General features: G+C 73.5%; 13 protein-coding genes, 1 tRNA gene and 1 pseudogene. 8 read left to right on the top strand and 7 right to left on the bottom strand.

What is annotated here, in order from left to right:
• The first annotated feature begins 112 nt into the window (after positions 1–112).
• From ACFYOB_RS16510 to ACFYOB_RS16500, 3 genes are all read left to right on the top strand, one after another.
• Positions 113–781 (top strand): helix-turn-helix domain-containing protein, encoded by a 669-nt coding sequence (locus ACFYOB_RS16510; RefSeq protein WP_388560385.1) that lies wholly within the window; start codon positions 113–115, stop codon positions 779–781.
• A gap of 64 nt (positions 782–845) precedes the next feature.
• Entirely contained in the window at positions 846–1,403 is a 558-nt protein-coding gene (locus ACFYOB_RS16505; protein WP_328928674.1) for a toxin-antitoxin system, toxin component, read from the top strand.
• Positions 1,400–2,623: an MAB_1171c family putative transporter gene (locus ACFYOB_RS16500; protein ID WP_388560383.1), complete on the top strand. Its 1,224-nt coding sequence runs from the start codon at positions 1,400–1,402 to the stop codon at positions 2,621–2,623. The genes ACFYOB_RS16505 and ACFYOB_RS16500 overlap by 4 nt, the downstream gene beginning before the upstream one ends.
• Positions 2,624–2,625: 2 nt before the next feature.
• Here ACFYOB_RS16500 and ACFYOB_RS16495 read toward each other — a convergent pair whose 3' ends face one another.
• Together ACFYOB_RS16495 and ACFYOB_RS16490 are read right to left on the bottom strand one after the other, a co-directional pair.
• On the bottom strand, positions 2,626–3,405 hold the full coding sequence (locus tag ACFYOB_RS16495) for a hypothetical protein (protein ID WP_388560381.1): 780 nt from the start codon (positions 3,403–3,405) through the stop codon (positions 2,626–2,628).
• 81 nt (positions 3,406–3,486) lie between these two features.
• Positions 3,487–4,128, bottom strand: a complete 642-nt coding sequence (locus ACFYOB_RS16490; RefSeq protein WP_388560379.1) for a hypothetical protein — start codon at positions 4,126–4,128, stop codon at positions 3,487–3,489.
• Positions 4,129–4,443: 315 nt separating this feature from the next.
• On the opposite strand from ACFYOB_RS16490, the gene ACFYOB_RS16485 reads away from it, so the two are divergent.
• On the top strand, positions 4,444–5,322 hold the full coding sequence (locus tag ACFYOB_RS16485) for an alpha/beta hydrolase (protein ID WP_388560377.1): 879 nt from the start codon (positions 4,444–4,446) through the stop codon (positions 5,320–5,322).
• A gap of 55 nt (positions 5,323–5,377) precedes the next feature.
• Here ACFYOB_RS16485 and ACFYOB_RS16480 read toward each other — a convergent pair whose 3' ends face one another.
• The gene (locus ACFYOB_RS16480; protein WP_388560375.1) at positions 5,378–5,797 is read right to left on the bottom strand and encodes a DoxX family protein; all 420 of its coding nucleotides are present in this window, start codon (positions 5,795–5,797) and stop codon (positions 5,378–5,380) included.
• Between the two features lie 214 nt (positions 5,798–6,011).
• Between ACFYOB_RS16480 and ACFYOB_RS16475 the strand changes: the two genes are divergently transcribed.
• Together ACFYOB_RS16475 and ACFYOB_RS16470 are read left to right on the top strand one after the other, a co-directional pair.
• The gene (locus ACFYOB_RS16475) at positions 6,012–7,259 is read left to right on the top strand and encodes a sensor histidine kinase (RefSeq protein WP_388560726.1); all 1,248 of its coding nucleotides are present in this window, start codon (positions 6,012–6,014) and stop codon (positions 7,257–7,259) included.
• Entirely contained in the window at positions 7,247–7,906 is a 660-nt protein-coding gene (locus ACFYOB_RS16470; RefSeq protein ID WP_388560373.1) for a response regulator, read from the top strand. The genes ACFYOB_RS16475 and ACFYOB_RS16470 overlap by 13 nt, the downstream gene beginning before the upstream one ends.
• Here the strand turns inward: ACFYOB_RS16470 and ACFYOB_RS16465 are convergent.
• Both ACFYOB_RS16465 and metG read right to left on the bottom strand, forming a co-directional pair.
• Entirely contained in the window at positions 7,903–9,102 is a 1,200-nt protein-coding gene (locus tag ACFYOB_RS16465; protein ID WP_388560371.1) for a glycosyltransferase 87 family protein, read from the bottom strand. The two genes, ACFYOB_RS16470 and ACFYOB_RS16465, sit on opposite strands and share 4 nt — an antisense overlap.
• A 146-nt stretch (positions 9,103–9,248) precedes the next feature.
• Positions 9,249–10,964, bottom strand: coding sequence for a methionine--tRNA ligase (metG, locus tag ACFYOB_RS16460; protein WP_388560369.1), 1,716 nt, complete (start codon positions 10,962–10,964; stop codon positions 9,249–9,251).
• A gap of 451 nt (positions 10,965–11,415) precedes the next feature.
• On the opposite strand from metG, the gene ACFYOB_RS16455 reads away from it, so the two are divergent.
• Together ACFYOB_RS16455 and ACFYOB_RS16450 are read left to right on the top strand one after the other, a co-directional pair.
• Positions 11,416–12,021 carry a sigma factor-like helix-turn-helix DNA-binding protein gene (locus ACFYOB_RS16455; RefSeq protein WP_388560367.1) on the top strand — a complete coding sequence of 202 codons (606 nt, stop codon included), beginning with the start codon at positions 11,416–11,418 and terminating at the stop codon, positions 12,019–12,021.
• Positions 12,022–12,851: 830 nt separating this feature from the next.
• A pseudogene (locus tag ACFYOB_RS16450) lies at positions 12,852–13,571 on the top strand (IclR family transcriptional regulator C-terminal domain-containing protein); the annotation flags it as partial.
• 409 nt (positions 13,572–13,980) lie between these two features.
• Here the strand turns inward: ACFYOB_RS16450 and ACFYOB_RS16445 are convergent.
• Together ACFYOB_RS16445 and ACFYOB_RS16440 are read right to left on the bottom strand one after the other, a co-directional pair.
• Positions 13,981–15,579, bottom strand: a complete 1,599-nt coding sequence (locus ACFYOB_RS16445) for a protein kinase (RefSeq protein ID WP_388560725.1) — start codon at positions 15,577–15,579, stop codon at positions 13,981–13,983.
• Positions 15,580–15,819: 240 nt separating this feature from the next.
• Positions 15,820–15,904: transfer RNA gene (locus tag ACFYOB_RS16440), tRNA-Leu, on the bottom strand.
• Positions 15,905–16,035 lie beyond the last annotated feature (131 nt).

Genomic DNA, 16,035 nt, shown 5'->3' with positions numbered 1-16,035 from the left:
CACAGCTGTGGCACGTTCTAGCCCTTCTCGGCCGGAACGGCTAGATTCCAGAAGCCGACCATGTGCCCGGGCGCTGCCCGAACCGACTTCGCGCGATCTAGGAGAACCACTGGTGACAGACGGCTTCCCGGCTCCCGTCGCGGTGGCCCACGCACCCCTGGCCGCCACCGTCACGCGTGTCGCCGAACTCGCGGGCAAGATGGGCCGCGACGTGAACCAGGTCTTCGACCTGCGGCGCCTCTCCGAGGCCTCCGGCGTGCCCACGGACGTGGTCAGGATCCTGCTCGACGGCAGACCCGCCGGCGAACCCGATCTGCAGACCCGCTTCCTCCAGCGCCTCGACCTGCTCCGGCGCACACGGGTCAAACCCAACGGCCGCCGCTACACGCAGCAGGAGATCGCGGACGGCGCGGGCATGTCCCGGCAGCAGGCAGGCGCCCTGATCAACGGCGACCGCCGCCCCACCATGGAGCATTGCGACGCGATCCAGCGCTTCTTCGGGGTGCACGCCGGATTCCTCACCGCCCACGACGCCGACGCCCTCACCGACGCGCTCCAGCGGACCGAGCAGCAGCTGCTCCAGGACTTCGCGGGCCGAGCGCGGGAAGCCGTACCGGCCGCGGCCGCTTCGGCCGGGGATCCGCTGGCAAGACTCCTCCAGAACCACGGCGTACGGGGCATCGCCTGGCGGGCCGCCCAACTGCCCAGCGACAAGCACCGGGACAAGGTGACCGAATGGCTGGACATGCTTCTCGAGAGCGTGAAACCGAATGAATCCTGACCCAGTCGAAAGTCTGGGTCTGATCCTTGAATCCTGATCCGGATCCACGCCGACGGGGAGAACGGTGAGCATAGGCAGAGAGCAGCGGCGGTTGTGCGGGGAGCTGGTGGCCGGGATCCGGCTGACCGCCCCCGTGGAGCCCGTGGACCTCTACGCCGCCCTCTGCGAGGGCATGAGCAGGCACCGGGGCCGCCGGGTGGACTTCCGGATGGCCTCGTTCCCGCCGGGGACGGCCAGCGGCCTGTGGCTCGACATGGCGGACCGCGATCTCGTGGTCATCGAGGAGCGCACCGCACCCGATCACCAGCTGGTCATCCTGGGCCACGAGTTGTGGCACATGAAAGCCGGTCACTGCAGCCACCACGTCGACGGCGCCGCAGTCGCCGCCCGGCTGCTGTCCGACGAGGCCGACATCGGCGAGACGGTCCGCCGGGTCGCCGCGCGCACACGTGCCGACGTACGGGAGGAGACCGAGGCCGAGACCTTCGGCTTACTGCTGGGCAGCCGGTGCCGGACCTGGCTCGCCGGGTCGGCGAGCCACCGCGCCCCGGCACAGCGCGACCATTTGGCGGGCCGGATCGAGGCCGCGCTGGGCTACCGGGGGCACAGGAACGATCGTTGAACGGCCAGGACTACTACATACCGGCAGCGGCGATGGCGGTCTCCCTCGCCTTCAAGCTGCCGGCCCTGCGCAACAACTGGCGGGATCCACTGCTCCGCTCGGTCTGCGCGCTGCTGATGCTGGCCGGATCCGTCTTCGCCTTCGCCGCCCCGCCCACCATCGCGGCGGTCAACCGATGGACCGGGGTGCCGAACGTCTCGGCACCGCTGGTGTACTGCCTGATCACCGCGTTCAGCGCCTCCTGCCTGGTCCTGGTGGTCAATTGGCGGGGTGGCCCGCCGGAGGAGACCCGCCGCGTCTCGCAGCGCTGGATCCTCGGCTACAGCGTCGTGGTCGTGGCCCTGATCGTGCTCTTCGCCCTGGGTGACGCCCCCGTCGAGCGCCTTCGCGACCTGGACACCTACTACGCGAACACGCCGTACATCCGCGAGATGATCGCCCTCTACCTCGTGGCGCACAACGTGGCCGCGGTGGTGATGGTGGCCATGTGCTGGCGCTGGTCGCTCCAGGTGCGCGGCTGGCTGCGGGTCGGCCTGATGATCATCGTCGCGGGCTACATGTTCAACCTCAGCTACGACGCCACCAAGATGTCCGCCGTAGTCGCCCGCTGGACCGGCCACGACCTGGACTTCCTCAGCACGCTCGTCGCGCCGCCGCTGGCCTCCGTGGGAGCGCTGATCAGCGCGATCGGCTTCGTCCTCCCCCTCGTCTGCCAGCGACTGTCGGACAACTGGGAGACCTGGACGACGTACCGGAAGCTCGGCTCGCTCTGGCAGGAGGTGCAGATCGCCGCGCCCCCCGGCACCCCGTCCGTACACATGGCCTGGTGGTCCGCCGCCGAACTGCGGGTGATCCAGCGCGAGTCGGACATCCACGACGGATTCCTGCACCTCGGCCCGTACTTCGACCGGAGCCTGCGCGACGGCGCCTACGAGCGCGCCGTCGCGGAGGGGGCCGACGAGCCCGCCGCCCGCGCGGTCGCCGACGCCGCCATGGTCGCGGCCGCCGTGCGGGCCCGCTCGGCGGACCCCGAGGGCAAGGTCATCGGCGAGGGCGAGGAGACCGTGCTCGACACCGCCGACGGGCCGCGCGACCTGCTGCGGATCTCCCACGCCCTGCGGCATTCGCCGGTGGTGCGGGCGGTCCGGGAGCGGGCCGCGCTGTCCGGATCCGGACCGGTGTCCGGGTCCGGGTTCGGCTCCGGGTTCGGCTCCGCGTAGTCCTAGCGGGCCGCGGCCACCGCCGTCGTCGTCGGGAAGAGGTCCTGGAAGGGCCCCGCGGAGTCGTTGCCTGCCCGCCCGAAGGGCGCGTCGAAGCTCCAGACCATGAACAGCAGGAACACGATCAGCGCGCTGAACAGCCCGGCCAGCAGCAGCTCCCGCCCGGACCGGCGGATCTGCAGCGTGAAGATCAGTCCGACCGTGACCACCCCGCCGACGAGCAGGCCGAACCACACCACGCTCGGCAGGGTGGACTCGGAACTCTGCGTCCGCGAGTGGCGGGCGTCGTCGGCGGCGGCGATGTGGTCCAGCAGCGGCTGGTAGGCCTGCGCCTGCAGCTCGTTCGCCGGGCTCTGGTGGGTGACGTCGCTGCGCAGCTTGCCGAGCAGTTGGGCGCCCTCGGCCGACGCGCCCTCCCCGGAGGTCAGCAGTGGCCAGTCGACCGCGACCGTGTGGGAGACGTACGCGTTCACCTCGCCGCGGATCCGGTCACGGACGGCCGTGGGGTAGACGTCGGCGCGCTGGGTGACCTCGTACAGCGCCTGGGCCTCCCGGCGCACGCTGTCCTCGGCGGCGCCGCGCGCCTCCCAGACTCCGGCGATGGCCAGGCCCAGCACGATCGCGTAGACCACGCCCACCATCATCGTCATGTACTCGATGACGTCGGGGGTTTCGCTGGTGTCCTCGTCATCGGCGACCCGGCGGTGCCGGATCGCGGTGATGGCGAGGACGAGGGCGCAGACGAGCGCCATGGCGATGGCCAGGACCAGCCATTCGGACACGAGGATTCTCCCCTTGTGGATCGTCGGGTGGATCAGCGAGTGGGTCAGCGGGCGGATGCGCGGGCGGATGTGCGGCGGCGGTCAGCCGCGGCTCTTGGAGCGCGGGCGCAGGGCGGCGGCGGCGAGTACGGCCGGGGTGGTGACCACGACCATGAGCATCACGGTGGACATCCCGCCCGGACCGCGCCGCTCCAGGACCGCCGAGCGGTACGGGCGCACGTGGAAGGCGCTCACGGGCGCGGCCGCGGCCCTGAGCCGGGGCGGGGCGGGTGCGTCCGCCGGATCCGGACCGCTCAGGGGCCCGGCAGCCGGTGCGGGCTCCGGCGGCTCCGTCCCCACGGCCCCGGCCTCCGCGGCGGGTCCCGCCGGGCTCGGGGGCTCCGGCCGCTCCGGCGGCCGCGCCCGCTCCGGCGGGTCGGCGGCAGGCGGGTCGGCGGCAGGGGCGGCGGCAGGCGGGGCGGCAGCAGGCGGGTCGGCGGGCGAGGCGGCGGCGGGCGGCTCGGGGGGCCGCCCCGGGTGGTGCACGGTGGGCCGGTCGGCCCCGGGTACCCCCGGCCGTACCGAGGGCGGCCGGAACACGGGCCGTCCCGGCTGCCCTCCCGGCACGCACACGTCGGCCCGGGCACCGCGGCCGTCGCCGTCAGCCGCGACCGCCACGTGGCCGTGCAGCGGGCAGAGCGCCGCCACCAGGCCCGCCCCGGCGAGGTACTGCCATGCGGTCACCGCGTGTCCTCCCGATTCCGCAGCACACATGAGGGTTACGGCTGAAGAAACGATCAGAGCCCGGCTTCGACACGCGGCAGACAGGTCAAGATCCATGATCGAGGGGTGACTTCAAGCCACCGGGCGCCCGGGCCGCCGCGCGGGCCCGACCGAGCAGGGCGCCGCGCACCACCGGGTCCGCACCCGCGCTCCGGCGCGTCACGACGCGCATACGACAATCGGAGCGGAGGATGAGCCCGTGGACACGGACGTCATCAACGTCGGCGCCGGGCCGACCGCTCTCGACACCCGCCGCCCCGGCACGGCGGTCCCGGCATGAGCACCGCGCCCGCGGAGCTGTCGCGGGGCGTGCGCCGGATCACCCTGGACGCCGCCGGCACTCCCCTGTCCGCGCTGCTCAGTGAAGCGTCCGAGGGCCCGCCGCGGGCCACGGTGGTCGCGGTGCACGGGGCGGGCATGAACTCCGGCTATTTCGACGGCCAGGCCCATCCCGACCTCTCCTTACTCACCCTCGGGGCCCGGCTCGGATACACGGTCCTGGCCGTCGACCGGCCCGGCTACGGACGGTCCGCGGCCGAGCTGCCCGAAGGGCAGTCCATCACCGAGCAGGCGGCCACCCTCGCCGCCGCGGTGCGCGACTTCGCCGCCCGGCAGCAGACCGGGGCGGGCCTGTTCCTCCTCGCCCACTCGTTCGGCGGCAAGGTCGGGTTGCTCACCGCCGCCGACCAGGCCTGGCCCGACCTGCTCGGCCTGGAGATCTCCGGCTGCGGCCACCGCTACGCGCCCGACGCCTTCACCGGCGAGGGCGCGTCCCGGGGCGGCCGGCGCAGCTGGGGGCCGCTGCGGCTCTACCCGCCGAACACCTTCGCCACCTGCGGCTCGATCGTCGGCCCCGTGCCGGCCCGGGAGCAGGCGGACATCGCCCGCTGGCCCGAGGTCTTCCGCGACGCCGCGGGCCGCGTCAGCGTGCCCGTACGGTTCACCTTCGCCGAGCACGAGCCGTGGTGGCGGTACGACCGGGACACGCTCGCCGAGCTGAGATCGCGGCTCACCGCCGCCCCGAGCGTGAACGTCGACCGGCAGCCGGGGGCGGGCCACAACATCAGCCTGGGCCACGCCGCCCGCTCCTACCACCTGCGCTGCTTCGGCTTCTTCGAGGACTGCCTGGTGCGGCCGACCGTCACCTACCGCTGAACGCGGGCGCCGGCTCCGGGCCGCCCCTGCGACCGGAGGTCCCCTCAGCTGCCCGTCAGCTGATCGAGAGGGCCGGGCCGGTGACCATGAGGCCCAGGTCGTGGCCCGCGTAGGCGAAGAACGCGAACATCACCAGGGCCGCGCCGCCGAGGGCCGTGTCCTTCAGGAACTGCGTCTGCTCCATCATCCGCGCCTGCGGGTCGCTCTCCTTCCAGAACCGGTGCATCAGCACGGCCGCCGAGAAGGAGAAGGCCGCCAGCGCCAGGGCCCCGAGGTCGGCCCACAGCCCGACCGCCACGCTCACCCCGCCCGCCAGCATCACCACACCGCTGGCGACCGTGGCCGCGACGGGCATCGGCACCCCGCGGGAAGCGGTGTACCCGGCCATCTGCCGGGTCTTGGTCAGGTGCCCCGTCGCGGAGGCGAGGAAGAGGGCGACGAACAGCAGGCGGCCGATCAGTACAAGGACGTCCATCACGACCTCCTTGGGGCATCGCGCGTACCGAGTCGAGGAGGGGCGAACACGCCCCCTCTGACATCGTTCACCCGTTCGGCCCAGTTCGCCACGCCGCCACCCCCGTGCCCTGGGCGTCATGGTGTGAAGCGATCGTCCTAGGCTGGGGCGTGTGTCTGCCTCCACCACCCTTCACAGCCCGGCCGACGAGGCCCCGGTCGCCGTCTGGGCGGTGATGCGGCGGCCCCTGCGGTTCCTCGGCTCGTGGTGGCCCTGGCGGTGCTGGGGGTACCTGGCGGCCGGGTTCACCCTCGGATACGCCGTACTGGTCGCGCTCGTGCTCCTCGTCGGGCTGGGCGTGGTGCTGGCCGTGGCCGGGATCGGGCTGCTGCTCCTGCTCTGCGCCGCCTCCGGCGCGGTACCGCTCGGGGTGCTGGAGCGATGGCGGCTGCGGTGGGTCGATCCGGTGCCGGTCGGCGATCCGCACACCTCCCTCGCCGGGGCGGGCCCGGCGGCCTGGCTGCGGACACGGCTGAAGGAGCGGGCCACCCGGCGGGAGTTCGGGTACGCCGTCCTGCTCGGGCCGGTCTTCGGGGCGGCGGGGTTCGGGGTGGTCGCGCTGCTCGCGTTCTCCCTGACCCTGGTCGCGAGCCCGGTCGTCGTCTGGGCCCTCGCCCCGGAGCCGGTGATGCTGATCCCCGGCAGGGCCGTCTCCGGCCCGCTGGAGGCCCTGGGCGGCACGGCTGCGGGACTGGTCGGGCTGGTGGTGGCGGCGTACGCGGGAGCCCTGCTCACCGGGGCGCAGGTGAAGACCGTCCGTCTGCTGCTCGGGCCGCGCGAGGAGGACACCCGGGTACTGGAACTCACCCGGTCCCGGGTGCGCCTGGTCGACGCCTTCGAAGCCGAACGCAGGCGCATCGAGCGGGATCTGCACGACGGGGCGCAGCAGCAGCTGGTCGCGCTCAGCATGACCCTGGGCCTCGCCGAACTGGAACTGCGCGGACTTCCCGAGGCCGCGGGCGCCGCCGCGCTGGTGGCGCGGGGCCGCGGCGAGGCCAAGGTGGCGCTGGAGCAACTGCGCGACCTCGTACGGGGCATCCACCCGCAGGTGCTCACCGACCACGGGCTGGCGGCCGCCGTGGCCGAGGTGGCGCTGCGGCATCCCGTACCGGTGACCGTGGACCTCGACGTACCGCGGCTGGCCGACTCCGTGGAGATCACGGCGTACTTCACCGTCACGGAGGCGCTGGCCAACGCCGCGAAGCACAGTGGCGCCTCGTGCGTGGCCGTCGCCGGTAGGGTCGAGAACGACCGGCTCACTCTCTCCGTCACCGACGACGGCCGCGGCGGGGCCGATCCCGGCGCGGGAGCGGGCCTGGCGGGTCTCGCGGACAGGGTGGCGATGTTGAAGGGCAGGCTGGTGGTGTCCAGTCCGGTGGGCGGGCCGACCGAACTCCGCGTGGAGGTCCCGTGCTCCGGCTGATCCTCGCCGAGGACTCCGTCCTGCTGCGCGCGGGGCTGGCGGAACTGCTCACCCGCGGCGGCCACCAGGTCCTCGCCGCCGTCGGCGACGCGGAGGAACTCGTGCGGGCCGTGGCGGCAGAGCGGCCGGACGCCGTGGTCACCGATGTACGGATGCCGCCGGGATTTCGTGACGAGGGGCTGCGGGCCGCGCTCGAACTCCGTTCCCGTGACGCCTCGTTGCCCGTGCTCGTGCTCTCGCAGTACGTGGCCACGGCGTACGCGACCCAGCTGTTCACCGGTGCCTCGGCGGCCGGGCTCGGCTATCTGCTCAAGGACCGGGTGGGCGAGGTCGCCGAGTTCCTCGACGCCCTCCGGCGCGTCGCCGAGGGGCAGACGGTCATCGACCCCGAGGTGGTGCGGGTCCTGCTCGGCAGCCGGTCGCAGGACCACCCGCTGGCCCGCCTCACCCCGCGCGAGCGGGAGGTGCTGACCCTGATGGCGGAGGGCCTCAACAACCAGGCCCTGGCGGGCCGACTCTTCATCTCCGAGGCCGCCGTGGTCAAGCACGCCTCCAGCATCTTCATGAAGCTCGACCTGGACGCCACCGAGGGCAACCGCCGGGTCCTGGCGGTCCTGGCCCATCTGCGCGGGGCGGAGACCGGCTAGCGCCTGGGCGTCACCACCGTCCGCGCCGGGCGGGAGCCGGCCACGACGCGGGAGGCCGCCGGGGTCCGGGCGTGACCGCGGGGCTCCACCGAGCGGGCCCAGACGGTCAGCAGCACCGGTAGCGCCAGGTAGCCGAAGCGGCCCGCCGGGGCCAGCAGGAAGGCCGTCGTGAGGCCGATCGCGAGGCGGTCGGCCGCCGCCACCACCGTGCGCGGCGGCCGGACCAGCAGCGACACGGCCACCGCGAGGCCTCCCAGCAACAGCAGACTCACCGTCAGGTACCAGCCCCACTCGCCCAGTTCGGCCAGCAGGTGGCCGGGCAGCGGGCTGCTCGCCGGCGTCGGGACCTCCGCGCGCCCGGTGGGGAAGGCGAACACCTGCCGCCACAGCTCGCCCGGCTGGAGCAGCGCGCTCGGCAGGACCAGCAGGGCCGTCCCGCCGGCCGCGACCAGCCCGCAGCGCACGGCCGCCCGCCGCCCCCGGCAGGCCGCGAGCAGGGTCACCGCCACCGCCACCGCGGGCAGCGCCGTCCACTTCAGGGCGCACGCCCCGGCGAGGGCCGCTCCCGTCAGGACCGGCCGCCCGGCTCCGGCGGCCGCGAGGGCCAGGCAGCACAGCCCGGCCAGCGGCAGGTCCACCCCGCTCACCGCGAGCGCCAGCGCCACCACCGGCGAAACCACCAGTACGGGAAGCAGCGCCGTCCTCGGCGCGCCGAGCAGCCGCCGCCCGGCCCACAGGCCGCCGAACAGGGCCGCAGCGCACCAGATCCGGGCGTCGCCCAGCAGCCGGGCGGCCCAGCCGTCTCCGCCGCCGAGCAGGGCGCGCGGGATGCCGAGCAGCGCCATGCCCGGCAGGTACGGGGTGTACTCCTCGACCCGCGCGGGCTGGTCGACGTAGAGCCGGCCGGACTCCAGCAGGAGCCGCCCGGACCGTTCGACGACCGTCACCTCCGACTGTCCCTGCCCGGTCAGGACCAGCCACAGGAGCGGTACGGCGACGGCGCCGAGCAGGGCGGCGGTGAGCGCCGCGCGGCGGTGGCCGAGGGCGGAGGCTCCGGCGGCGCCGAGGTACCCGGCGGCCGCGCACCAGCCCCACAGCCGGTGCGGCCCCAGCGAGGACAGGAGCGGGAAGGACAGCGCCCAGGCGGCCGCGAGGAGCCAGCCCGCGGTCCACCGGGCGGTACGGGAAAGGGTCATGGGTCCATTCCAGCCGCGCGGCCCCGTCGGGTCTGCACGCCCAGGTGGACACTTCGCGGTGGGGTTTTCCCTACCACCCCGCAGGCACGCGAAAGGGGCGCGACCCTCAACGGGTCGCGCCCCTCACGCAGTCGTCATGCCGAGCCTCACGCCTCCGGCGAACCGCCGAACCGCTCGCGGTAGGACTCCAGGTCCTCCTCGGTGACCCGCGCGAACAGCACGGGCGGCACGGTGAACGGGGTGCCGGCCGCGACCGCGTCCAGGGACTTGGCCTGCTCCGGGGTGATCCACGTCGCCGTGTCGTCGGCGAGGTCGAAGGCGGAACGCATGGCGCGCGCCGAGGCCGGGATGAACGGCTCGGAGACCACCGAGTAGAGGTGGATGAGGTTCATCGCGGTGCGCAGGGTGAGCGCCGCGCCCTCCAGGTCGGTCTTGACCTCCAGCCAGGGGGCCTTCTCGTCGAGGTACGCGTTTCCGGCCGACCACAGGGCGCGCAGCGCGGCCGCGGCCTTGCGGTACTGGAGCGCCTCCATGTGGCCCTCGTACTCGGCCAGCAGCTCGGCGATCTGCTCGCCCAGCTTCGCCTCGACCTCGCCGGCGGGGCTGCCGGCGGGGACCTCGTCGCCGAACTTCTTGCGGGAGAAGGTCAGTACGCGGTTGACGAAGTTGCCGAGGGTGCCGCCGAGGTCCTTGTTGACCGTGGCGGCGAAGTGCTCCCACGTGAAGGACGAGTCGTCGGACTCGGGCGCGTTCGCGATGAGGAAGTAGCGCCAGAAGTCGGCCGGGAGGATCTCCAGCGCCTGGTCGGTGAAGACGCCGCGCTTCTGCGAGGTGGAGAACTTGCCGCCGTAGTACGTCAGCCAGTTGAAGGCCTTGACGTAGTCGACCTTCTTCCACGGCTCGCGGGTGGCCAGCTCGGTGGCGGGGAACATCACCGTGTGGAACGGGACGTTGTCCTTGGCCATGAACTGGGTGTAGCGGACGTCCTCGGCCTCGTACCACCACGACTTGTAGTCGCGGTTCGCCGGGTCCAGGTCCGACCACTCCTTCGTCGAGCCGATGTACTCGATCGGCGCGTCGAACCAGACGTAGAAGACCTTGCCCTCGGCGGCGAGCTCCGGCCAGGTGTCGGCCGGGACCGGGACGCCCCAGTCGAGGTCACGGGTGATGGCGCGGTCGTGCAGGCCCTCGGTCAGCCACTTGCGGGCGATGGAGGACGCCAGCTGCGGCCACTCCGCCTCGTGCTGCGCGACCCAGGCCTCGACCTCGTGCTGGAGCTTGGACTGCAGCAGGAAGAGGTGCTTGGTCTCGCGGACCTCCAGCTCGGTGGAGCCGGAGATGGCCGAGCGGGGCTCGATCAGGTCCGTGGGGTCCAGGACGCGGGTGCAGTTCTCGCACTGGTCGCCGCGGGCCTTGTCGTAGCCGCAGTGCGGGCAGGTGCCCTCGACGTAGCGGTCCGGCAGGAAGCGGCCGTCGACCGGCGAGTAGACCTGCCGGATCGCCCGCTCCTCGATGAAGCCGTTCTCCTGGAGCCTGCGCGCGAAGTGCTGGGTGATCTCGCGGTTCTGCGCGGAGGAGCTGCGGCCGAAGTAGTCGAAGGACAGCTCGAAGCCGTCGTAGACCGCCTTCTGGGCGTCGTGGGCCTGCGCGCAGAACTCGGCGACCGAGATGCCGGCCTCCTTGGCGGCGAGCTCGGCGGGGGTGCCGTGCTCGTCGGTGGCGCAGATGTAGAGGACGTCGTGGCCGCGCTGGCGGAGGTACCGGGAGTACACATCCGCCGGAAGCATCGACCCGACCATGTTGCCCAGGTGCTTGATCCCGTTGATGTACGGAAGCGCGCTGGTGATCAGGTGTCGAGCCATCCTCGGATGCTCCATTTCATATGTGCGGTACCACGTGACGTGACGGACTGTGAATGAGGTTCATCGTATCGAACCGCCGAAAGGCCACGCGCCGCATTTGTTCATGGGTGGGAGTAACACAAAAGCGAGGGCAGTGACCTCTCCGTCACGGCCCTCGCGATCGGGCCCATGCTACAGCCGGTCGGCCGCGCACCCGACCGTCGGCCCGGCTGCACCGGCGGCAGTCATATGCATACGTGCCGGCTGGACCGCCGCGCGGTCGACATCGATCACGAGCCGATCATCACCGACGTAATGTTCCCAGGTTTCTTCTATGCGCCCTCCGGATGCGCCCTCACTTGCTTTCCTGTACACCGCACACAGGGGATGGGGTGGAGCGGTGAGCGATGGCGGACCGGAGGAGTCCGGAGGGGCCGTTGGGCTGCCGAGCCGGCGTCGGCAGCCGACACCGATGAGCCAGTGGAACGCGACGGCACGCCTTTCTTACTGGGCCTTCCACGCCAATCGGCGACCCGCGTACATGCGCTTCGCGTACCTGCAGCTCGGTTCCGACGCGGCGGCCGAGCAGGCCGTCGACACCACCTTCGACTCGATCATGGGCGAGTGGCTCCGGATGCTCCACATGGACCGTCTGGACGCCTACGCGTGGACCGTGCTCAAGCAATGCCTGGCCGACCGGCGGCTGCGGCCGCGCCACCCCTGGCAGCGGCAGCCCCGGCCGATGGACATCAGCGCCTTCGAAGCCGCCCTCAAGGACGCCCACGCGGACCGGTACGAGGTGCTGACCGACACCATCCGCTTCTACTCCGCCGTGGCCCGGCTCGCCGAGCGGCAGCGCGACGCCGTACTGCTGCGGTACGGGCTCCAGTGCTCCCCCGGCGAGGCCGCCTCCGTGATGGGTGTCGACGAGGCCACGGTCCGCTCGTACCTCGGCCAGGCCAACCGGCGTCTCGCCCGGCTCCTCGACGCCTCCGTCGACTCACCCGGATGCACCGAATCCGCAGAGTCCGCCGAGTCCGCCGAGTCCGCCGGATCAGACGAATCAGCCGAGTCATGAGGCACCGCGAACGGAAGCAGCCGCAGGACGGCGGCGGAGCCCCCCGCGCCCTGGCCGAGTTCCTCGCCCGGGCGAGCGTCCGCGACCGCTACCCGCACTACGACCTGGGCGCGGCCGAGGCCCGGCTGCTGCGCGCCGCCCCGCCCGCGCCGGCCTCCGGCCACCGCGCCCGGCGCCGGTCCGTGTCCGGCTGGAGCGACCCAGCACGGGACTGCCCGCTCGACGCCGAACGCGCCCGCCGCGACCTCAAGGCCGCCTGCCTGGCCTCCGTGTGCGCCCCGAAGGCCGAGGCGCAGCTCGTCTCCTTCCGCGCCTCCCGGCACACCGACCTGGCCGGCGCGGTCGTCTTCGGCTGTCTGCTGTACCTGGCCGGGCTGCGCGAAGGCGCCCGGTTCTGGTGGCAGTTCGCCGCGGGCTGGACCGGTCCGGGGACCGCCCATGCCGCGTACTGCCTCTTCCTCGACCACTCCCGCCGCGGTGAGTACCACGACGCCCGGCACTGGGCGCGCGAACTGGGCCGCCGCGGCTTCCGGCCCGGCGGCCGGCGGGATCTGCGGGAGGTGCGGCTGTGCGCGCAGGCGGCCGTCCTGCGGTACGTCGACCAGCTCGACGATCCCGACCTGGGCCCGGTGCCGCTGCCCAGGCCCGGGCTGCCCGGGATACTGGCCGCGTTCCAGCCGTCGGCGGCCGCGGTCAGCGGCGCCGCGGCCGCCGCAGCAGCAACGCCGGCGGCCGTTCCCGTACCGCGCCTCGCACCCGGCCCGCTGCGCCACCCGGCGCTGACGGCGGCGGCCCGCGGGACCGTCGTCCAGGCCGGGACCGGCCGGGCCCTGTCGGAGGCCCGGCGCGCGCTGGCCGTCGTACAGGTCCTGGAGCGGCATCCCCTGGGGGTGCGGGCCGCCCAGCTCGCCCGGGAGTCGGGGCTCGCCGAGGAGGAACTCGGTCCCCTGCTGTCGATGCTGTGCGAGGAGGAGTACGCGTGCCGCCCCGGCACGGGGGTGTACGCGCGCGGACCGGCCCTGGACCGGCTCGCGGCCCCCGGCGGCAGCGGCCTGGCGGGCCAGCTCCAGCGCACGCTGGCACTGGCCCGGGACAGCGCGGGCGCGGCTGTGTACCTGAGCCGGTACGCGGAGGGCGAGGTCCGGATCACGCAGATGGCGGACGGTCCCGGGACCCCGCCGGTACGGGAGTGGGTGGACTTCCGGGCCGCCGCGCACGCCAGCGCCGTCGGCAAGTGCCTGCTGACCCAGCTCGACCACGACCGCCGGGCCGACCACGTGGCCCGGCACCGGCCCGCGCGGCTGACGCCGCGGACCATCACCGACAGCCGGGCCCTGTTCACCGCGCTGGACGCGTTGGCCCCGGGCGCGCCCGTCTTCGACCTGCTGGAGTACTCGCCGGGGGTCGTCTGCTCGGCGGTCCCGATCGCCACCGGCGACGCCGCCGGGAGCCTCGCGCTCTCCCTGCCCGCGGTCCATGCCCATCGCCTGCACTCGGCCACCGAGGCCTTGCGCCGCAAGGCCGTTCCGGTGCTGCTCGCCCTGCTCCTGACGGGTGCCATCCCCCCGGACGCGCCGGCTGCCCCGACCGCGTCCGGGCCCGGGGCGTCCGCCGCCGCCGAGCCCCCGTACCCCTCTCCGTCCGCGCGGCCGGAGCGGGAGCAGCAGCGCGCGCCCCAGCCGACTCGGGCCCCCCTCACCCCGGAGACCCTGCGTCACCTCCGACGCCTGTTCCGCACCCCGCTCACCGACACCACGGCCTCGGCCGGCGGCCCCCACCTGGTCAGCGACACCACGTCCGCGGCGGCTTACCTCTTCGACGCCCTCCCGGACACCGGCCAACCGTCCCTGTCCCTCCCACACACCTTCACCCAGGTCGCCCCGGGCACGCTGACCACCCCGAGGGGCCTGGTGGTGCTGCGTACGTGAGGCGGCCGGGCCGGGGCGCCCGGCCCCGTGATCAAGACCCGCCGGGGACGAAGGAGTCCAGGGCCGCGTCGAAGTGGCTCCTGGCCTCGGCGAGCCGGCTGACGGGAGCGGACACCCAGACGTCGTACAGGAGGCCGTTCTCGTCCCAGCAGAGGTCGAAGGTGTGCCGGGCGCCTTCGGCACGGGTGAAGCCGTCCCAGGTGAACTCCCACAGCGCGGCGGGCAGTCCGTTGTGCGTCGTCGGGACGACCGAGTTGTCGCGGAATCCGGGGTTGGTCGCCGGGCCGTCGCCGTCCGAGAGCCGCATCGCGTCGAGCGGGCCGCCGGGCGCCGACGGCTTCACCTTGATGCCGATCCGGATCGCCCCGTCCCCGGAGACGTAGAAGACCCGCTGGTCGTCGGTGGCGCGCTGGAAGCCCTTCGGGACGGCGAGGGCGAAGCCCTGCACGTCGGTGACGGTCCGGTACCCGGGGGGCACGGGCTTGGCGGACGCGGCGCTCGCGGGCGCGGGCGCGGGCGTCGCCGCCGGGGACTGCGCGACGGCCTTGTCGGTGCCGGGTGAGGCGGTGGCGGGTGAGGCGGTGGCGGGTGAGGCAGGGGCTGGTGCGGCGGTGGTGGCGGGGACGCTCCGCGCAGGCTCCTGGGCCCGGCCGTCCGTGCGGTCGCCGAGCAGGGATGCCGCGGTCACTCCGCCCGCGACGGTCGCCACGAGGGCCGCGAGCAGTCCGAGGCGGACGGCCGGCCGGAACTTCCCGGCCGGTCCCGGCGCGCGGTCGCCGGGCCGGCCGACGCGCTCGGTCGGCGAGTAGCCGGGCGGGTTGGGAGTGGTCGGAGCCTCGGTGGCGGTCCCCGCCGTCGGGTTCGGGCCGGGGCGCCGGCCGATGAGCGGGACGGCGCCGGTGGTCACGTACGCCGACAGCAGCCGCTCGGCCTCCGCCGCCCCCAGCCGCCGCTCCGGGTCGCGTTCCAGCAGGCCCTGGATCAGCGGCAGGAGCGGCCCCGCCTGAGCCGGCGGCCGGATCTCGGCGTACACCACGGCGTGCAGGACACCGCCGAGCGAATCGCGGTGGAAGGGCGACTCGCCGGTCAACGCGGCACACAGCAGCACGCCGAGGGACCACAGGTCGGATGCGGGGCCGGCGGCGGCGCCCTGCATGCGCTCGGGCGAGGTGTACTCGGGTGAGCCGATGAAGGCCCCGGTCTCACTGATGGTGGTGGAGCCGGCGAGGCGGGCGATGCCGAAGTCGGTGAGCACCACCCGGCCGGTTCCCGCTTCCATGAGCACGTTGGCCGGCTTGATGTCCCGGTGGAGCACTCCGCGGGCGTGTGCCGCGCTCAGGGCGCCGAGCAGGGCGAGCCCCGTGCGGGCGGTCTCGCCGTGGTCCAGCGGACCGTCGGCGGCGAGCCGGTCGGCGAGCGAGCCGCCTTCGACGAGTTCCATGACGATGTACGGGTGCCCGTCCTGCTCCACGACGTCGTGGACCACGACGACGTGCGGGTGCTTGATCTGCGCCACCGTACGCGCCTCACGCAGGGCGCCCGCGGACTGCGTACCGTCCCCCACGTGGAGTTCCTTGACGGCGACGGAGCGTCCGAGCAGTTCGTCGGAGGCCCGCCAGACGGTGCCCATGCCGCCCCTGCCCAGCCGCTTCTCAAGCCGGTAACGCCCGACGATCGCGGTGCTGTTGCGTGGTTCGTCCTGCGACACGTTGCTCCCCCTGGCCCGTTCCAAGGCCATGATGCCGCAGATGCGCGGATCCGGCCCGGGCCGTTCCGCCGGGAGGCCCGGCGCGCTCGCGCGGGAACGGCCCGGGGTGCAACGCAAACGGCGAGGGCCGTGACTCCTGGAGTCACGGCCCTCGCCGATCTGTGTCCGAGGGGGGACTTGAACCCCCACGCCCGATAAAGGGCACTAGCACCTCAAGCTAGCGCGTCTGCCATTCCGCCACCCGGACTAGGTGGTCGGCCCCGGTTTCCCGCGGCGACATGGACAACAATAGCAAAGGATCGGCGGGGCTCCGACCACTTATCCGACCGGCCGCCGCCCGCCACGCCGTGCTGACCTGCACGCATGCACCGACGGCCG

The organism is Streptomyces sp. NPDC006463, from assembly GCF_042870715.1.
Taxonomy (GTDB): domain Bacteria; phylum Actinomycetota; class Actinomycetes; order Streptomycetales; family Streptomycetaceae; genus Streptomyces.
Note: the sequence above shows the minus strand (reverse complement) of the source record. Positions and strands in the feature narration are given on the sequence as shown.

Excerpts from the sequence above, each read along its gene's own strand:
- ACFYOB_RS16455 (WP_388560367.1), top strand. The coding sequence starts at position 11,416 with ATGAGCCAGTGGAACGCGACGGCACGCCTTTCTTACTGGGCCTTCCAC.
- ACFYOB_RS16485 (WP_388560377.1), top strand. The coding sequence starts at position 4,444 with ATGAGCACCGCGCCCGCGGAGCTGTCGCGGGGCGTGCGCCGGATCACC.
- ACFYOB_RS16475 (WP_388560726.1), top strand. The coding sequence starts at position 6,012 with ATGCGGCGGCCCCTGCGGTTCCTCGGCTCGTGGTGGCCCTGGCGGTGC.
- ACFYOB_RS16465 (WP_388560371.1), bottom strand. The coding sequence starts at position 9,102 with ATGACCCTTTCCCGTACCGCCCGGTGGACCGCGGGCTGGCTCCTCGCG.
- ACFYOB_RS16445 (WP_388560725.1), bottom strand. The coding sequence starts at position 15,579 with ATGGGCACCGTCTGGCGGGCCTCCGACGAACTGCTCGGACGCTCCGTC.
- metG (WP_388560369.1), bottom strand. The coding sequence starts at position 10,964 with ATGGCTCGACACCTGATCACCAGCGCGCTTCCGTACATCAACGGGATC.
- ACFYOB_RS16480 (WP_388560375.1), bottom strand. The coding sequence starts at position 5,797 with ATGGACGTCCTTGTACTGATCGGCCGCCTGCTGTTCGTCGCCCTCTTC.